The 15553-nt window shown below is 71.8% G+C and carries 15 protein-coding genes and 1 tRNA gene; 10 read left to right on the top strand and 6 right to left on the bottom strand.

Annotated elements, in window-relative coordinates; genetic code table 11:
* Positions 1-56: 56 nt before the first annotated feature.
* Positions 57-141, bottom strand: a tRNA-Leu gene (locus LHJ74_RS02100).
* 139 nt (positions 142-280) lie between these two features.
* Here LHJ74_RS02100 and LHJ74_RS02095 point away from each other — a divergent pair.
* From LHJ74_RS02095 to LHJ74_RS02085, 3 genes are all read left to right on the top strand, one after another.
* The gene (locus tag LHJ74_RS02095) at positions 281-1606 is read left to right on the top strand and encodes a M20/M25/M40 family metallo-hydrolase (protein WP_260215664.1); all 1326 of its coding nucleotides are present in this window, start codon (positions 281-283) and stop codon (positions 1604-1606) included.
* Between the two features lie 167 nt (positions 1607-1773).
* The gene (locus tag LHJ74_RS02090) at positions 1774-2007 is read left to right on the top strand and encodes a chaplin (protein ID WP_260215662.1); all 234 of its coding nucleotides are present in this window, start codon (positions 1774-1776) and stop codon (positions 2005-2007) included.
* Positions 2008-2161: 154 nt separating this feature from the next.
* Positions 2162-2680 (top strand): chaplin, encoded by a 519-nt coding sequence (locus tag LHJ74_RS02085; RefSeq protein WP_260215661.1) that lies wholly within the window; start codon positions 2162-2164, stop codon positions 2678-2680.
* A gap of 176 nt (positions 2681-2856) precedes the next feature.
* Here LHJ74_RS02085 and LHJ74_RS02080 read toward each other — a convergent pair whose 3' ends face one another.
* Positions 2857-3045 (bottom strand): DUF5703 family protein, encoded by a 189-nt coding sequence (locus LHJ74_RS02080; RefSeq protein WP_260215660.1) that lies wholly within the window; start codon positions 3043-3045, stop codon positions 2857-2859.
* Between the two features lie 47 nt (positions 3046-3092).
* Between LHJ74_RS02080 and LHJ74_RS02075 the strand changes: the two genes are divergently transcribed.
* On the top strand, positions 3093-3920 hold the full coding sequence (locus LHJ74_RS02075; RefSeq protein WP_260215659.1) for a hypothetical protein: 828 nt from the start codon (positions 3093-3095) through the stop codon (positions 3918-3920).
* Here the strand turns inward: LHJ74_RS02075 and LHJ74_RS02070 are convergent.
* Both LHJ74_RS02070 and LHJ74_RS02065 read right to left on the bottom strand, forming a co-directional pair.
* Positions 3917-6004, bottom strand: a complete 2088-nt coding sequence (locus LHJ74_RS02070; protein WP_260215658.1) for a helix-hairpin-helix domain-containing protein — start codon at positions 6002-6004, stop codon at positions 3917-3919. The genes LHJ74_RS02075 and LHJ74_RS02070 overlap by 4 nt on opposite strands.
* Positions 6001-6984, bottom strand: a complete 984-nt coding sequence (locus LHJ74_RS02065; RefSeq protein ID WP_260215657.1) for an aldo/keto reductase — start codon at positions 6982-6984, stop codon at positions 6001-6003. Before LHJ74_RS02065 ends, LHJ74_RS02070 begins: the two co-directional genes overlap by 4 nt.
* 75 nt (positions 6985-7059) lie before the next feature.
* Here LHJ74_RS02065 and LHJ74_RS02060 point away from each other — a divergent pair, with 75 nt between their 5' ends.
* Positions 7060-8109 carry an LLM class F420-dependent oxidoreductase gene (locus LHJ74_RS02060; protein ID WP_260215656.1) on the top strand — a complete coding sequence of 350 codons (1050 nt, stop codon included), beginning with the start codon at positions 7060-7062 and terminating at the stop codon, positions 8107-8109.
* A 387-nt stretch (positions 8110-8496) separates the two neighbouring features.
* A complete protein-coding gene (locus LHJ74_RS02055) occupies positions 8497-9288 on the top strand; it encodes a ferritin family protein (protein WP_260215655.1) in 792 nt (263 codons plus the stop codon).
* Positions 9289-9294: 6 nt separating this feature from the next.
* Here LHJ74_RS02055 and corA read toward each other — a convergent pair whose 3' ends face one another.
* The gene (gene corA / locus LHJ74_RS02050) at positions 9295-10287 is read right to left on the bottom strand and encodes a magnesium/cobalt transporter CorA (RefSeq protein WP_260215939.1); all 993 of its coding nucleotides are present in this window, start codon (positions 10285-10287) and stop codon (positions 9295-9297) included.
* A gap of 149 nt (positions 10288-10436) precedes the next feature.
* On the opposite strand from corA, the gene LHJ74_RS02045 reads away from it, so the two are divergent.
* The 4 genes from LHJ74_RS02045 (at position 10437) to mshC (ending at position 14164) form a co-directional block, all read left to right on the top strand.
* Positions 10437-11210: a histidine phosphatase family protein gene (locus LHJ74_RS02045; RefSeq protein WP_260215654.1), complete on the top strand. Its 774-nt coding sequence runs from the start codon at positions 10437-10439 to the stop codon at positions 11208-11210.
* Between the two features lie 106 nt (positions 11211-11316).
* Positions 11317-11907, top strand: coding sequence for an Rv2134c family protein (locus LHJ74_RS02040; protein ID WP_260215653.1), 591 nt, complete (start codon positions 11317-11319; stop codon positions 11905-11907).
* On the top strand, positions 11871-12833 hold the full coding sequence (locus LHJ74_RS02035; protein WP_375546638.1) for an Rv2133c family protein: 963 nt from the start codon (positions 11871-11873) through the stop codon (positions 12831-12833). The genes LHJ74_RS02040 and LHJ74_RS02035 overlap by 37 nt, the downstream gene beginning before the upstream one ends.
* Before the next feature lie 101 nt (positions 12834-12934).
* Complete coding sequence (gene mshC / locus LHJ74_RS02030; RefSeq protein ID WP_260215651.1) at positions 12935-14164, top strand: cysteine--1-D-myo-inosityl 2-amino-2-deoxy-alpha-D-glucopyranoside ligase; 1230 nt, start codon at positions 12935-12937, stop codon at positions 14162-14164.
* A 96-nt stretch (positions 14165-14260) separates the two neighbouring features.
* Here the strand turns inward: mshC and LHJ74_RS02025 are convergent, their stop codons facing one another.
* Positions 14261-15376, bottom strand: a complete 1116-nt coding sequence (locus tag LHJ74_RS02025; RefSeq protein WP_260215649.1) for a PAC2 family protein — start codon at positions 15374-15376, stop codon at positions 14261-14263.
* Positions 15377-15553 lie beyond the last annotated feature (177 nt).

The following is a 15553-nucleotide window of genomic DNA, read 5'->3' as shown; positions in this document are numbered from 1 at the left end:
AGCAACTGTGCGGGCCGAGGCGAACCTCGAACCGCACACGTTGGGGAGATGGTACGTGTCGGGAGGGGGACTTGAACCCCCACGCCCTGTAAAGGGCACTAGCACCTCAAGCTAGCGCGTCTGCCATTCCGCCACCCCGACCGGGTGATCACCGCAGGCCCGTGGCCGCTGTGACGCGCCCAACTTTAGCACTGGCGGAGCGGTGGTCGATCACCACGCTTCTGGGCCCGCCCGGGGAAAAGCGGGAGGATGGGTGACTACCGCCATACGAGGAGGCAGCGTGAGCCAGTCGAGCCCGAACCCGGACCGTACCGGTGAGGACGAGGTCGTCGACCTCTGCCGTGACCTGATCCGGATCGACACCAGCAACTTCGGGGGCAACGAGTCGAGAGGTGAACGCGCCGCCGCCGAGTACGTGGCCGAGAAGCTCGCCGAGGTGGGTCTGGAGCCGCAGATCCTGGAATCCCACCCCGGCCGTGCTTCGACCGTCGCGCGGATCGAGGGTGAGGACCGCTCGCGCCCCGGCCTGCTGATCCACGGGCACACCGACGTGGTGCCCGCGAACGCCGAGGACTGGACCCACCACCCCTTCTCCGGGGAGATCGCCGACGGCTGCGTATGGGGCCGTGGCGCCGTCGACATGAAGGACATGGACGCGATGACCCTCGCGGTCGTACGCGAGCGGCTGCGCACCGGCCGGAAGCCGCCGCGCGATGTCGTGCTTGCCTTCCTCGCGGACGAGGAGGCGGGCGGCATCTACGGTGCGCGGTATCTCGTGGACAACCACCCCGGGCTGTTCGAGGGGGTGACCGAGGGGATCGGCGAGGTCGGCGGTTTCTCCTTCACCGTGAACGAGAATCTGCGGCTGTACCTGATCGAGACCGCCCAGAAGGGCATGCACTGGATGCGGCTCACCGTCGACGGCACGGCCGGGCACGGGTCGATGACGAACAACGACAACGCGATCACCGAGCTGTGCGAGGCGGTCGGACGGCTGGGGCGGCACAAGTTCCCGGTGCGGGTGACCAAGACCGTGCGGTCCTTCCTGGACGAGCTGTCCGACGCGCTCGGGACCGAGCTCGACCCCGAGGACATGGAGGAGACGCTCGCCAAGCTCGGCGGGATCGCGAAAATCATCGGGGCGACCCTGCAGAACACGGCAGCCCCCACCCAGCTCGACGCGGGCTACAAGGTCAACGTCATCCCCGGCCAGGCCACCGCCCATGTCGACGGGCGCTTCCTGCCCGGGTACGAGGAGGAGTTCCTCGCCGACCTGGACCGTGTCCTGGGCCCCCGGGTGCACCGTGAGGACGTGCACGCGGACAAGGCGATGGAGACCACCTTCGACGGCTCGCTGGTGGAGGCGATGCGGTCCTCGCTGCTGGCCGAGGACCCGGCCGCCCGTGCGGTGCCGTACATGCTCTCCGGCGGCACGGACGCCAAGTCCTTCGACGACCTGGGCATCCGCTCGTTCGGCTTCGCTCCGCTGAAGCTCCCGCCGGAACTGGACTTCGCCGGGATGTTCCACGGCGTGGACGAGCGGGTACCAGTGGACGGCCTGAAGTTCGGCGTACGAGTGCTGGACCGGTTTCTCGACCAGTGCTGACCTGTGCTGATCCGGTCTCGCTCGGTCCGGGCTGACGTAATCGGGCGCACGTCCGGTGGTAGCCAGGAAGAGTGAATGCTTCCGTGCGCTCGTAGCCGGATCACCTCCCCCTCGTTACAGGTGATGCGATCCGCGGTCTGGGATCGCATTGCCAACGAGGAGGAATAATGATCAAGAAGGTCGTCGCCACCGCGGCTGCCGCCGGCGGACTGCTGCTCGCCGGTGCGGGCATGGCTGCTGCCGATTCCGGGGCCATGGGTGCCGCTGTCGGCTCCCCGGGCGTGGTGTCCGGCAACGTCGTCCAGGCGCCCATTCACATCCCGGCGAACGTCTGCGGCAACACGGTCAACGTGGTGGGGGTCCTGAACCCCGCTGTCGGTAACACCTGCGTCAACGCCTGACGTTGCGTATCACCCCATAAGGGGAGAGTGCCGACGGCCCCGGAGTACATGTCATGTGCTCGGGGGTCGTTCGGCCCCTGGGCGAGCAGGTATGACGGCGAGTCCGCCGAGCCCTCGCTCGTAATTCACAAGGAATGAAGGCAGGGAAACAACCATGCGACAGGTCACCAAGAAAGGCCTGATCACTGTGGCCGCCGCCGGCGGCGTGCTGGCGTTGTCGGGCGGCTCCGCGTTCGCGGACTCCACCGCTGAGGGCGGTTCGGCCAAGTCGCCGGGCGTGCTGTCCGGGAACACCGCCCAGGTGCCGGTGCACGTACCGGTGAACGTGTGCGGCAACACCGTTGATGTGGTCGGGGCCCTCAACCCCACCTTCGGCAACAAGTGCGCCAACGTGTCCTCCGCGCCAAAGGCGGAGAAGCCGAAGGCGGACGAGCCGAAGGCGGAGAAGCCGGAGCCGAAGCCGGAGGAGCCGAAGGCGGAGAAGCCGGAGGAGCCCAAGCAGGTCGACACGCCGCCTCAGCCCAAGCCCCAGACACTGGCCGAGCCTCAGGTGGAGACCGAACTGGCCGAGACCGGTGGCGGCAAGGACCTGGGCATCGGTCTGTCGCTCGGCGCCGGGCTGCTGATCGGCGGCACGGTGCTCTACCGGCGCTCCCGCGTCGCGCGGCGCTGAGCCACGGATTCAGGCGCACGGATTCAGGCGCACTGATCCACGCGTAACGACAGATCACGGAGCGGGTCCCGCAGTGGCGGGGCCCGCTCCGTGCGCGTCATGCCCTCCCGGCCAGGCCCAGACGCACAGGCGGACGCAGACGCAAGGCCCCGGGTGCGCCCCGGACCGCCGGACGGTCACCAGGTCGCGCGCAGCTGGCGGATGATCCGACGGCGCAGCCGCACCCTGCGGCTGCCGTCGGGATAGAGCCGGGTGCGGTCCAACTCCCATTGGCCGTACTCGGCGTGGTCGGTCAGCAGTTGCGTGGCAGCCCGACGGGACACTCCGCGCGGGACGTACAGATCGCGAAATTCATATTCCGGCATCTCATCTATTGTGCGTGCAGGGCCCGACTGCGGATAGCGTCTGCACTATGTCTGATGCTGCGCAGCCATCCGCTGCCGACGTACGCGCTGCCGCCGAGGCGGTCAAAGCTGCCCTGGACCGGCACCTCGAAGCTGTGGAGCGGCGTGCCGGTGAAGCGGCCGCCGGTGACGGCGACTCCGCCGTCTACGCCGCGTTCGACGAGTTGGCCGCGGCGGGGGAGGCGTACGACGAGCTGCTGTACGAGGCGTACGACGAGGTCACCCCCTTCGAGATCCCCGGCGGTGACACCATGCCGGACTACACCGGCCCGGATGAACCAAGGGCCCTGACGGTGTTCGTGCGCCGCGACTACACCGTCAACGAGCCGCTGCGCCTGCTGGCACAGGCGCAGCGCGTCACCGACCTCGACCCCGACTCGGCGGACGACGAGGGTTTCGCCGAAGCCTCGGCGGGCCGGAGCGTCCATGCGGCGCTCGGGGTGCTCTTCGGCGAGTACGAGCCGGACGAGATCGCCACCCGGCACAAGGAGTTCGGGCTGGAGGAGGGCGACGCCACGCTCTGGGTCTCCGCGGGGGAGGAGGCCACGGAACCGGGCGAGTGGCTGGCCGCGCCGTTCGACCAGGCCGACCCGGAGCGGGTCATCTGCCGCTTCGACGTCAGCACGGTCTTCGACGAGGAGGACGCCGAACTCGACCTCGGGCCGGATCGCGGCACGGGCCTGGCGGCCGCCGTCCTCAGCCCGGGTGCAGACGGAGACGAGGACGAGGACGCCGACGAGGACGCCGACGACGAGGACGACGAGGACGACGAGGACAGAGACGGGGACGCAGACGACGCGGACCAGCACGCGGAGCGCGGCGGAGGCCCCCGCTAGTCCGTCCGCACCGGGGCCGTCACGGCCCGGACGGCGGCGCTGAGCAGCGTACGCAGCCGGGTCGTGCGGACCGGGGCGGTGATCCCCGCAACCGCCCGTGGCAGCGCCTCGTCCGCACCCTGGACCACGGACAGATGCTGCTCGGCACGGCCGAAGGCCGTGTACACCCACTCGCGGGTCAGCGCCGCCGCCGCGTCGCCCGGCAGTACCACCACGGCGGCGGGCCAGCGCATCCCGGTGGCCTGGTGCGCCGTCATCGCCCAGCCGTGCCGTACCGAACCGGCGACCTGATCACGCGGGACGAGGACGCTGCCGCCCGCACACTCCAGCCGCAAGCCGTCCGCTTCGCCGTCGACCACCGTGCCCACGGCCGCCCGGCCGGGTGCGGGGGAGTGGACCACGCGGTCTCCCGGGTCGAAGCCGCCGAACCGGCCGGGGCCCGGATGCAGCCGCTCCTTGAGCGCGGCGTTGAGCGCGCGCGTGCCCGCATCGCCGCCGTGGCCCGGAACGATCACCTGGGTGCTCTCGGAGGGGATGCCGATCGCGCGGGGCACCGAATCGGCGACCAGCTGCACCGCCCGGTGCACGGCCTCCGCCGCCTCCCGCACCGGCACGATGACGACCTCTCGGTCCGGGGCGGCCACCTGGTTCAGCTCGCCGATCCCGATCCCGGAGACGAGCTCCCCGAGCGGGCCCGGGTCCGGAGTACGGGAGGCCACCTGCGGGCAGACACGGGCGGCCAGCACGTCGGCGAACACCTGCCCCGGGCCGGCCCCGCCCAGCAGCAGCGGATCGCCGCTGAGCACCAACCGGGCGCCGTCCGGCACGGTTTCGACGAGCGCCGCCGCCTCCTCGGCGCCGAGCTGCGGGGCGTCCAGTACGACGAGCAGGTCGAGCGCCCGCGCACCGTCCTCGCCGGTGCCCGGGCCCTCCTGGCCGCTGAGCAGCCCGGACAGAGTGACGGCAGCCGCGCCGTCCTCCGGCCCGCCGTCCTCGGGCCCGCCGTCCCCCACGGCCCCAGCGTCCGCGGGCGCGGAGTCCACGCCCGGGAAGGACCGGGCCGCCTCGGTGATCAGCTCCGCCACGCGCTGCCGCCCGCCCGCACTGTGCACGGCCGCGTAGGCCCGCAGCCCCAGCGACCGGGCCGCCGCCACCAGCGCCGCGGGCTCCGCCCGGGCCGCCTCGCCGCCGGTATGAGTGACCAGACCGTGCCCGGCGACGGCACGCAGCAGCTCCGCGGCAGAAGAGGACCCGGCCGAGGAGGCTGCCCGCTCCCATTCCTCCGGGGCGCCGGGGGCGCCCTCCACCGGCCCGCTGAACGTACTGATCAGCCGCGCCAGGCCGTCGGCCGTGCTCTCCTCCGCCAGGGCGTAGCGGTCCAGCCCGACGAGCAGCCGGACCGGGCGGGCCTCTTCCTCTTCTGCGGCAGCGGCCCCGCCGGGCGCTGCACCGCCCGCCGCCGCTCCGCCGGGTGCTGCGCCGCGGCCCGGCGCGGAGAGCTCCTCCAGCGCGTCCTCGAAGACGAGCATCTCCCCGGTGTCGGCCGCCACCCGCAGTGCTTCCCCGGGATCGGGGACGCCGTACCGCGCCAGGCCCTCGGTCAGCGTGCCGGGCTCCATCGCCGTGTGCCCGCTGAGCGCCGCGCGCTCCAGCAGCCAGGCTGCCAGCGCCCTCGTGCGCCGCTCGTCGTCCGGACCGCAGGCGCCCTGCAGCAGTGCGCGGGCGAATCCGTCGGCCTGCTCAGGGAGGACGCCCCGGACTGCGAGCAGCTGCCACGGGTCGGCGGCCAGCACCTCGTCCGCCCGCTCGCCGAGTGCGGCGACGGCCTGCACTTCCAGCCCCTCCGGTGCGCCGCCTCTGGCGAGCAGCGCGCGCAGCCCCTCCGGGACCACCAAGGGGGCGGCTGCGGCGTCCGTCCCGCCGGAGGCCGGGGGCACACCGGCGCCCCGGGAAGCAGTGCTGGGCGCGGCATGGGGCGCACGGCCCGGCGCGGGGCCGGTGAAGAACGACGCCGCAGGGCGCTCTCCGCTCTCCACCGCCCGCACGGCCGCGAGGAGTTCGGCTGCCTTGTCCTGGCTGGTCACAGCTCGCTCCAGTCCTGGTCGGGATAGCGGTGCACCGGCGCCGACACGTCGTCGAGCGCCTGGCAGATTTCCTCAGGAAGGGTAAGCCCCTCCACTGACAGAGCCTCCGTGAGCTGCTGCGATGTCCGGGCGCCGAGGATCGGGGCGGTCACCCAGGCCCGGTCCCGCACCCAGGCGAGCGCCACTTGGAGGGGCGTCACCGCCAGCCCGTCCGCCGCGATCGCGACCGCGTCCACGATCCGGCTCGCCGTCTCGTCGAGGTAGGGGGCGACGAACGGCGCCAGCTCCTCGGAGGCGCCCCGTGATCCGGCCGGAGTGCCGTACCGGTACTTGCCGGTCAGTACGCCCCGCCCCAGGGGCGAGGAGGGCAGCAGCCCGAGCCCGAGGTCCGCGACGGCCGGCAGCACCTCGCGCTCGATGCCCCGCTGGAGCAGCGAGTACTCCATCTGCGTGCTGGCCAGCCTGGTGCGGGTGCCGGGGGCGGCGAGCTGCCAGGTGGCGGCCTTGGCGAGCTGCCAGCCGCTGAAGTTCGAGACACCGACATAGCGGGCCCGTCCGCTGCTGACCGCGATGTCGAGCGCCTGCAGCGTCTCGTCCGTCGGCGTGCCGGGGTCGTACGCGTGCACCTGCCAGAGGTCGACGTAGTCGGTGCCGAGACGCTCCAGCGAGGCGTCCAGGGCGCTGAGGAGATGACCGCGTGAGGAGTCGAAGCGACGGCCTGCCTCCGGGACGCTGCCCGCCTTGGTGGCGATCACCAGGTCCCGGCGGGGCACGAGATCCTCCAGCAGTCTGCCGAGCAGGTACTCGGCGCCTCCGTCGGCGTACACGTCGGCCGTGTCCACCAGGGAACCGCCCGCCCCCCAGAACGTCTTGAGCTGATCGGCCGCATCACGTTCCCCAGTGTCGTGCGCCCAGGTGAGGGTGCCGAGACCGATCCGGGATACGCGCAGGCCGGTACGGCCCAGATGCCTGTGCTCCATGGGCGTTGAGCGTACTTGCGGCGGCGCGCTAGAGTCCCATGGACAAAGACGTTACTGATCAGTAAGGGGGCCGGTATGCGGCTTGGTATCAACCTCGGCTACTGGGGTGCCGGGATGGACGCGGACAATCTCGCCGTAGCCCGGGAGGCGGACCGCCTCGGCTACTCCGTCTGCTGGGCGGCCGAGGCGTACGGCTCGGACGCCCCGACCGTGCTCTCCTGGGTGGCGGCGCAGACGGAGCGCATCGACGTCGGAGCGGGAATCTTCCAGATCCCGGCACGCGCGCCCGCCATGACCGCCATGACGGCGGCCACGCTCGACTCGCTCTCCGGCGGCCGGTTCCGGCTGGGCCTGGGCGTGTCCGGGCCGCAGGTGTCCGAGGGCTGGTACGGGGTGAAGTTCGACAAGCCGCTGGCGCGCACCCGCGAGTACGTGGAGATCGTCCGCAAGGCCATGTCCCGCGAGCGGCTCTCCCATGAGGGCGAACACTGGACGCTGCCGCTGCCCGACGGCCCCGGCAAGCCCATCAAGCTGACCGTCCACCCGGTGCGGGAGCGGATCCCGCTCTACATCGCCGCGATCGGGCCCAAGAACCTGGAGCAGACGGGCGAGATCGCCGAGGGCGCACTGCTGGTCTTCTTCTCGCCCGAGCACGCCGAGGAGACCACGCTCGGACCGGTCCGCGCGGGCCGTGCCAAAGCGGGCGAAGACCTGGCGGGCTTCGACATCTGCCCCACCGTCCCGATGGCCCTCGGCGACGACGTGGACGCCCTCGCCGACATCTTCCGCCCCTACACCGCCCTCTATGTCGGGGGCATGGGCAGCCGCAAGCAGAACTTCTACAACAAGCTCGCCCAGCGCATGGGGTACGAGAAGGAGGCCGCCGAGATCCAGGACAAGTACCTGGCGGGCGACAAGGACGGCGCGGCGGCCGCCGTACCGAGGGAGCTCATCGACTCGACCACGCTCCTCGGCTCCGTCGAGCGGATCGCCGAGCGGATGCAGGCGTACGCCGACGCGGGCGTGGGCACGCTGTCGCTCGCCCCGGCCGGATTCACCCTGGACGAGCGGATCGGCTCGCTGCGCGCGGGAGTGACGGCGATGGAGCGGGCCGGACTGGCCTGACGCGCGCCGTCGGTGCTGCCGGGCGCCCGGCCCCTGCGCGTAGGCGGGGCTGAGCCGTGACGGGGGTACGGGGGTCCCTCGCCACGGCCGTCGCCGGGTTGTACGTACCTGCGTGTGTTCCCTGCGTGTTCCCCCTTTCGGGCGAGGTCCACTCCGGCGGGGCCGCCAGGCCCGGGGGAGTCCGGACCCGTGCCTCGCCAGGCGGAGGATCGCCCCCGTACGGGACGTACTCGGGCGCCTGGGACAACGCGGCGCTCGTACGTGCCGGGCGTCGGGGGCCCGGGAAGATCCACCGGACAGGCCCTCGCCGCCCGGGTGAGCTGTTGCCGCCCCTTCACCGCTGCCTTTGACTTGTAGCCCGCGACGGTGTGCTCGGAGGTGGCAGTGATGCTCTCGGCCAGAAGCGTGTTCCAGGAGATCGTCGACAACGACGAGTCCTTCCGGCTCTTCTGCTCCGTCGCGGCCGGCGGAGAGGAACAGGGCGGCTGGGAGAACGGCCGGATCGCGGCACTCGTCCCCGGAACCCTCCGCACCCTCGCGCCCAAGATCGCACGGCACGGGGCGGACGAGGACAAGCACGGCAGGCTCTTCCGGGCTCTGTTGCGCAAGCGCGGTCTGCGGCCGGTCGCAGTCCCGAGGGAACTCGACTACACGATGCTGCTGGAGCAGGCGGGCATCGGCCTCGGCCACGACAAGCTCCGCCGGGACGACCCGCTGACCGACGACGACATCATCGTCTACCTCGCCCACAGCCGGGTCACCGAGCAACGGGCCGCCGAACAGATGGGGTTGCTGAGGCGCCACTTCAGCGAGCATCCCGAGATCGGCAAGGTGGTGCGGACCATCTCCCGTGACGAGGACGACCACCTCGCCTACTGCCACGAGGAACTGCTCCGGTTCAGCGCCGAGGGATACGGCCCGATGATCAGGGGGATGCTGCGCGAGGCCGCCGCCGAGGAGATCCGGATCCACCGTGACGTCAGCCTCGCCGTGATGGAGCGGATGGGGTACATCCTGCGCTGGCCCGGGGCGAAGTCGCTCACGCTGGCCGCCGGGATCCACGCGATGTACGGCTGCGAACGGCTGGGCGGCCGGCGCCGGATGGTCAGCCTGCGGATGCCGGAGCGGCACGACGCGCTGGGCGGCGGCACCGGCGCCGCCGCGGCACGGCCCGCCTGACGGCCCTCACAGCCATCCGCGCCGCTTGAAGAAGCGGAAGAGCAGCAGGCACGCCCCGAGCATCAGCGCGATCACCGCCGGGTACGTCCACGGCCAGCCCAGCTCGGGCATGTGCTCGAAGTTCATCCCGTAGACACCGGCGATCATCGTCGGAACTGCGAACATCGCGGCCCAGGCGGAGATCTTCCGCATGTCGTCGTTCTGCCGCACCCCCATCTGGGCGAGCTGCGCGTACAGGATGTCCGAGAGCAGCCGGTCGAGACCCTCCACCTGCTCGTTGACGCGGATCAGGTGATCGCTGATGTCCCGGAAGAACGGCCGCGAGTGCTTGGGCACGAACGGCACACCAGCCCTCGTGAGCCGCTCCATCGGCTCGGACAGCGGGCCGACCGCGCGGCGGAACTCCAGCAGCTGGCGCTTGGAGGCGTAGATGCGCTCCGCGACCTTCCCCCGGCTCACTCCGCCCGGCGTGAACACCTCCTCCTCCAGCTCGTCCAGATCCACCTGCAGCTCCGCGGCCACCTCCGTGTAGTCGTCCACGACGGCATCGCTCACGGCGTACATCACGGCCGTGGGCCCGTGCCGCAGGACCTGCGGTTCCCTCTCCAGCCGTTCGCGCACCGCGCCCAGCGGATTGGTCTCGCCATGCCGCACCGTGACCACGAACGAGTCGCCGACGAAAACCATCAGCTCGTCCGTCGACACCGCGCCCGTCCTCTCCTCGTAACTCACCGGCTTCAGCACGAGGAACAGCGAGTCGTCGTAGATCTCCAGCTTGGGACGCTGATGGGCGGCCAGCGCGTCCTCCACGGCGAGCGGATGGAGCCGGAAGGCGCTGGTGACCCGTGCGAACTCCTCCTGCGTCGGCTCGTACAGGCCGATCCACAGGAACGCGTCCGGCGCCTCGCGCGCCTGGGTGAGCGCGGCGGAGAAGGCGGAGGGCCCTTCACTGCGGCGCCCGTCGCGGTAGAGGGCACAGTCGACGATCACAGTGGGTATTCTCCCCTGCCGCGCCGCCCGCACAACCGCGTACGGCGCCCTGGGGGTGTCTTCGAAGTAGTGCCGTCCGCCACGGAGGGCGGTGCCGGCGGAGGCGGGACTTCGAAGGCACCCCCTGGGCCCCATCCGTACGTCGTAGGCTGACGGCCATGCCCACGCTTCTGCTGGTACGCCACGGACGGTCCACCGCGAACACCGCCGGCCTGCTGGCCGGCTGGACGCCCGGCGTCGCCCTGGACGACCACGGCCGGGATCAGGCCGCCGCCCTTCCCGGGCGGCTGACCGCGCTGCCGCTGGCGGCCGTCGTCAGCAGCCCGCTGCAACGCTGCCGGGAGACCCTGGCCCCGCTGTCCGCAGCCCGCCCCGGACTTCCCGTGCACACCGACGACCGGATCGGCGAGTGCGACTACGGCGACTGGACGGGGCGGGAGCTCGCCGAGCTCGCCGCCGAGCCCCTGATGGCCACCGTGCAGCAGCACCCCTCCGCGGCGGTCTTCCCCGGCGGCGAGTCGATGCGCGCCATGCAGCACCGCGCGGTGGAGGCCGTGCGGGAGTGGAACGCCCGCATCGAGGAGGAGCACGGCGAGGACGCGCTCTACGCGATGTGCTCGCACGGGGACATCATCAAATCCATAGTCGCCGACGCCCTGGGCATGCACCTCGACCTCTTCCAGCGCATTTCGGTCGGCCCCTGCTCGGTCACCGCGATCCGCTACACCCCGCTGCGCCCCTTCCTGCTCAGGCTGGGGGACACCGGCGAGCTGGACTCCCTGGCGCCTCCGGAGGCACCGCCGGAGCACCCGGAAACCGCGGCCGGGGCTGCCGACGGCGCCGAGAGTGCCGGGGGCGCGGCCGTCGCGCAGGGCTCCTCAGCCGGGGCCTCGGCCCGCAGCAGCGCCGCGGCGGTGGGAGGCGGTGCGTAGGGTCTGTCCCCGCCCGCTGACGTTGTCGGACAGACCCTGCGCGCGATGATCAGTACGCGCAGTAGGGTGCCAGGTGAAGCCAGCCGCCGACTCAATGGAGCAGGACGTGTCCCGTCAGGTGTTCCTCTACGATCCGCCGGAACGATTCGTGGCCGGCACGGTCGGACTGCCGGGCCGCCGCACTTTCTTCCTGCAAGCCTCTGCGACCGGCCGCACGACGAGTGTGTCCTTGGAGAAGGCCCAGGTCGAGGCGCTCGCCGAGCGTATCGACGAACTGCTGGACGAGGTTGTGCGCCGCTCCGGCGGTAACGCCCCCGTCCCCGCCGTGGCCCCCGCCGAGGTCGAGGACACCGCCCCGCTGGAGACGCCCGTGGAGGAGGAGTTCCGCGTCGGCACCATGGCCCTGGCCTGGGACGGCGAGGGCGCGCGCATGGTCGTCGAGGCGCAGGCCCTCGTCGAACTGGAGGCGGAGTCGGAGGACGACCTCGCGGACGCCGAGGAGCGGCTCCTCCAGGACGACGAGAACGGCCCGCCGATGCTGCGGGTGCGGATAAGCGGCACGATGGCCCGGTCCTTCGCCAAGCGCGCGCTGGACGTGGTCAACGCCGGGCGTCCGCCGTGCCCGCTGTGCAGCCTGCCACTCGATCCGGACGGGCACGTGTGCCCCCGCCAGAACGGCTACCGGCGCGGCGAATGAGGGATGACGTGGACACCACGGACGGGGCGCGAGAACCGCTCGAACCGCACGATGTGCTGGCGGTGCTGGAGCGGGGGGCACTCTCGGTGCGCGGCCAGATCCGGGAGGCGTCGAACGCCGTCCTCTTCGGCGAGGTCGAGCACGAGGGGCGCAGGCTCCGGTGCGTCTACAAGCCGGTCGCGGGGGAGCGGCCGCTGTGGGACTTCCCCGACGGGACGCTGGCGCAGCGGGAGGTCGCGGCGTACGCGGTCTCCGAGGCGACGGGCTGGGGGCTGATCCCGGCCACGGTGCTGCGGGAAGGCCCGTACGGCGAGGGCATGTGCCAGCGGTGGATCGGCCCGGTGCCGGGCGAGGACCCGGGCGGCGGCGAGGACCCGGGCGACGCGGGCGAGCGCTCAGGTGAGACGGAGGGTCCCGGTGGCGCGGAGGGCCTGGAGGGGGCGGACGACGGACTGCTCGCCCTGATCGAGGCAGAGGAGCCTGGCCCCGGCTGGAAACCCGTGGCCCGTGCGGACGTCGGCGAAGGCCGCACCGCGCTCCTCGTCCACGCCGACGACGAGCGGCTGCGGCGGCTCGCCGTCCTCGACGCGGTGATCAACAACGGGGACCGCAAGGGCGGCCACCTGCTGACCGACGACGGCCGCCTCCACGCGATCGACCACGGCGTCACCTTCCACTCCGACGACCGGCTCCGCACCCTGCTGTGGGGATGGGCGGGCGAACCTCTGACCGCCGAAGCTCTCGGCGTACTGCGGGGGCTGACGGCCGGGCTGGCCGAGCAGGGCGCCCTCGCCACCCGGCTGGGCGAACTGATCACCGGAGCCGAGGTGGACGCCGTACGCAAGCGCGCGGCGGCCCTGCTCTCCTCCGGGCGGCATCCGATGCCCGGGGGTGACTGGCCGCCCATACCGTGGCCGCCGGTGTAGGGCCTGTCCGGGGTCGCGCCCGAAGCGGCCCGCCATGGCCGTTCCAGCCATTTCCGCAGTCCCGCTCGTACCCGGAACAGTCGTGCGGTTACGCTCAAGGCATGTATGCCTGGCCCGCTTCCGAGGTCCCCGCTCTGCCTGGTCAAGGCCGCGACCTCAGGATTCACGACACCGCGACCGGAGGGCCGGTGACCGTAAGCACCGGTCCCGAAGCCCGCCTCTACGTCTGTGGCATCACCCCCTATGACGCCACCCATCTGGGACACGCGGCGACCTACAACGCCTTCGACCTCGTACAGCGGGTCTGGCTGGACAACCAGCACCAGGTTCTCTACATACAGAACGTCACCGACGTCGACGATCCACTGCTGGAACGCGCCGTCGAGACCGGCGAGGACTGGACGGCCCTCGCCGAACGGGAGACCGCCCTCTTCCGCGAGGACATGACCGCGCTGCGGATGATTCCGCCCCGGCACTTCATCGGCGCCGTGGAGTCCATTCCGGCCATCGTCCCGATGGTCGAGAGGCTGCGCGACATGGGCGCGGCCTACGAACTCGAAGGCGACGTCTACTTCTCCGTCGAGTCCGACGGGCATTTCGGCGGAGTGTCCGGCCTCGATGCGGAAACGATGCGCCTCCTCTCCGGTGAGCGCGGCGGCGATCCGGAGCGCCCCGGAAAGAAGAACCCGCTCGACCCGATGCTCTGGACCGCGGCACGCCCCGGCGAGCCGAGCTGGGACGGCGGGTCGCTCGGCCGGGGACGCCCCGGCTGGCACATCGAGTGTGTCGCTATCGCCCTCGAACACCTGGGGATGGGCTTCGACATCCAGGGCGGCGGCTCCGACCTCATCTTCCCGCACCACGAGATGGGCGCCTCGCACGCCCAGGCACTCACCGGCGAGCACCCGTTCGCCCAGACCTACGTCCACGCGGGCATGGTCGGGCTGGACGGCAAGAAGATGTCCAAGTCCCAGGGCAACCTGGTGTTCGTGTCCACGCTCAGACGTGCGGGCACCGATCCTGCCGCCATCCGGCTCGCACTGCTGGCGCACCACTACCGCGCCGACTGGGAGTACACCGAAGCGGTGCTCGAGGAGGCCACCGCGCGCCTCGCCCGCTGGCGCGCCGCCGTATCCCGCCCCGACGGGCCGCCGGCCGACGCGGTCGTCGAGGAGATCCGCGCCGCACTGGCCGACGATCTGGACGCACCGGCCGCGCTGGCCGCCGTGGACCGCTGGGCAGTGACCCAGCAGGAAGGCGGCGGTACGGACGAGGGGGCGCCCGGTCTGGTTTCGCGCGCGGTCGACGCGCTGCTGGGCGTGGCGCTGTGAGCTGGTCCGACGTGCTACCGGTGTGACGTGCCGCCGGCCCGGCCCGGACCCCGCCAGTGGGGTCCGGGCCGGGCCGGCGGCCGTACGGCGCCTCCGTCAGTCCTTCTCGCCCGAGTCGTCCTGCTCCTCGGACGGTTCCGGTGAGGACTCCGGTTTCCGGCTGCTGGACTCCGCGGTGTCAGCCTCTTCCGTGCCGCTCTCGGCGCCCTCTCTGCTCTGCCCGCCTTCGGTGCCCGCCGTGCCGCTCTCGGCGGCTGCCGGTCTGGCCGGGCGGGTACGCCCGCTGCCCGTATCGCGCAGGTAAGGCGACGGTCCGCTCTCGCCGCTGCCCGTCGCGTGCCCGGGCGGAGTGCCCGGGCCGCCGTCCCGCCGCCGCAGATACCGCTCGAACTCCTTGGCGATCGCCTCGCCGGAGGCTTCGGGCAGCTCCGCGGTGTCCCGCGCCTCCTCCAGCGACTGGACGTACTCGGCGACCTCGCTGTCCTCCGCCGCGAGCTGGTCCACACCGAGCTGCCAGGCGCGCGCGTCCTCGGGCAGCTCACCCAGCGGGATGCGCAGCTCCAGCAAGTCCTCCAGCCGGTTCAGCAGGGCGAGCGTCGCCTTGGGGTTCGGCGGCTGCGAGACGTAGTGCGGCACGGACGCCCAGAGGCTCACCGCTGGTACGCCCGCGTGCGTGCACGCCTCCTGGAGGATGCCGACGATGCCCGTCGGCCCCTCGTACCGAGACTCCTCCAGATTCATGGTCCGGGCCATGTCGGAGTCGGAGGTCATGCCCGAAACCGGTACCGGCCGGGTGTGGGGTGTGTCACCGAGCAGCGCGCCCATGATCACCACCATTTCCACGCCCAGCTCGTGGGCGAAGCCCAGCACCTCGTTGCAGAAGGACCGCCAGCGCATGCTCGGCTCGATGCCGCGCACCAGCACGAGGTCCCTTGCTCTGCCCTTGCCGTCGGAGTCCTCCACCCGGACCACCGAGAGCCGGGTCGTCGGCCAGGTGACCTTCCTGGATCCGCCGTCCAGCCACATCTGCGGACGGTTTACCTGGAAGTCGTAGTAGTCCTCGGCGTCCAGCGCCGCGAACACCTCACCCTTCCATTCCCGTTCGAGATGGCCAACCGCTGTGGAGGCGGCGTCGCCGGCGTCGTTCCAGCCTTCGAACGCGGCCACCATGACCGGGTCGACCAGCTCGGGAACTCCCTCGAGCTCGATCACCCAGCGCCTCCTTCCGGCCGGAACGGAGCGTCTTACTCCGCACCGGCTGCCGTTCCAGATCCGTGCGGGCACCAGCCTACGGCGTGACGCTGCCCCTGCCGCAGCCCTCGCAAGCGCTGGAGCAGGCACCAGTCGTCGCCGCAGGCTCTCCAACCGTCCGGCGACCCGTCCCGGCCG

It is taken from the genome of Streptomyces gossypii, from assembly GCF_025165795.1.
GTDB classification, from domain to species: Bacteria; Actinomycetota; Actinomycetes; order Streptomycetales; family Streptomycetaceae; genus Streptomyces; species Streptomyces gossypii.
This window is presented reverse-complemented; position numbering and strand designations above follow the sequence as displayed.

Excerpts from the sequence above, each read along its gene's own strand:
- LHJ74_RS02085 (WP_260215661.1), top strand. The coding sequence starts at position 2,162 with ATGCGACAGGTCACCAAGAAAGGCCTGATCACTGTGGCCGCCGCCGGC.
- LHJ74_RS02055 (WP_260215655.1), top strand. The coding sequence starts at position 8,497 with ATGCTCTCGGCCAGAAGCGTGTTCCAGGAGATCGTCGACAACGACGAG.
- LHJ74_RS02080 (WP_260215660.1), bottom strand. The coding sequence starts at position 3,045 with ATGCCGGAATATGAATTTCGCGATCTGTACGTCCCGCGCGGAGTGTCC.
- LHJ74_RS02045 (WP_260215654.1), top strand. The coding sequence starts at position 10,437 with ATGCCCACGCTTCTGCTGGTACGCCACGGACGGTCCACCGCGAACACC.
- LHJ74_RS02090 (WP_260215662.1), top strand. The coding sequence starts at position 1,774 with ATGATCAAGAAGGTCGTCGCCACCGCGGCTGCCGCCGGCGGACTGCTG.
- LHJ74_RS02065 (WP_260215657.1), bottom strand. The coding sequence starts at position 6,984 with ATGGAGCACAGGCATCTGGGCCGTACCGGCCTGCGCGTATCCCGGATC.
- mshC (WP_260215651.1), top strand. The coding sequence starts at position 12,935 with ATGTATGCCTGGCCCGCTTCCGAGGTCCCCGCTCTGCCTGGTCAAGGC.
- LHJ74_RS02060 (WP_260215656.1), top strand. The coding sequence starts at position 7,060 with ATGCGGCTTGGTATCAACCTCGGCTACTGGGGTGCCGGGATGGACGCG.
- LHJ74_RS02075 (WP_260215659.1), top strand. The coding sequence starts at position 3,093 with ATGTCTGATGCTGCGCAGCCATCCGCTGCCGACGTACGCGCTGCCGCC.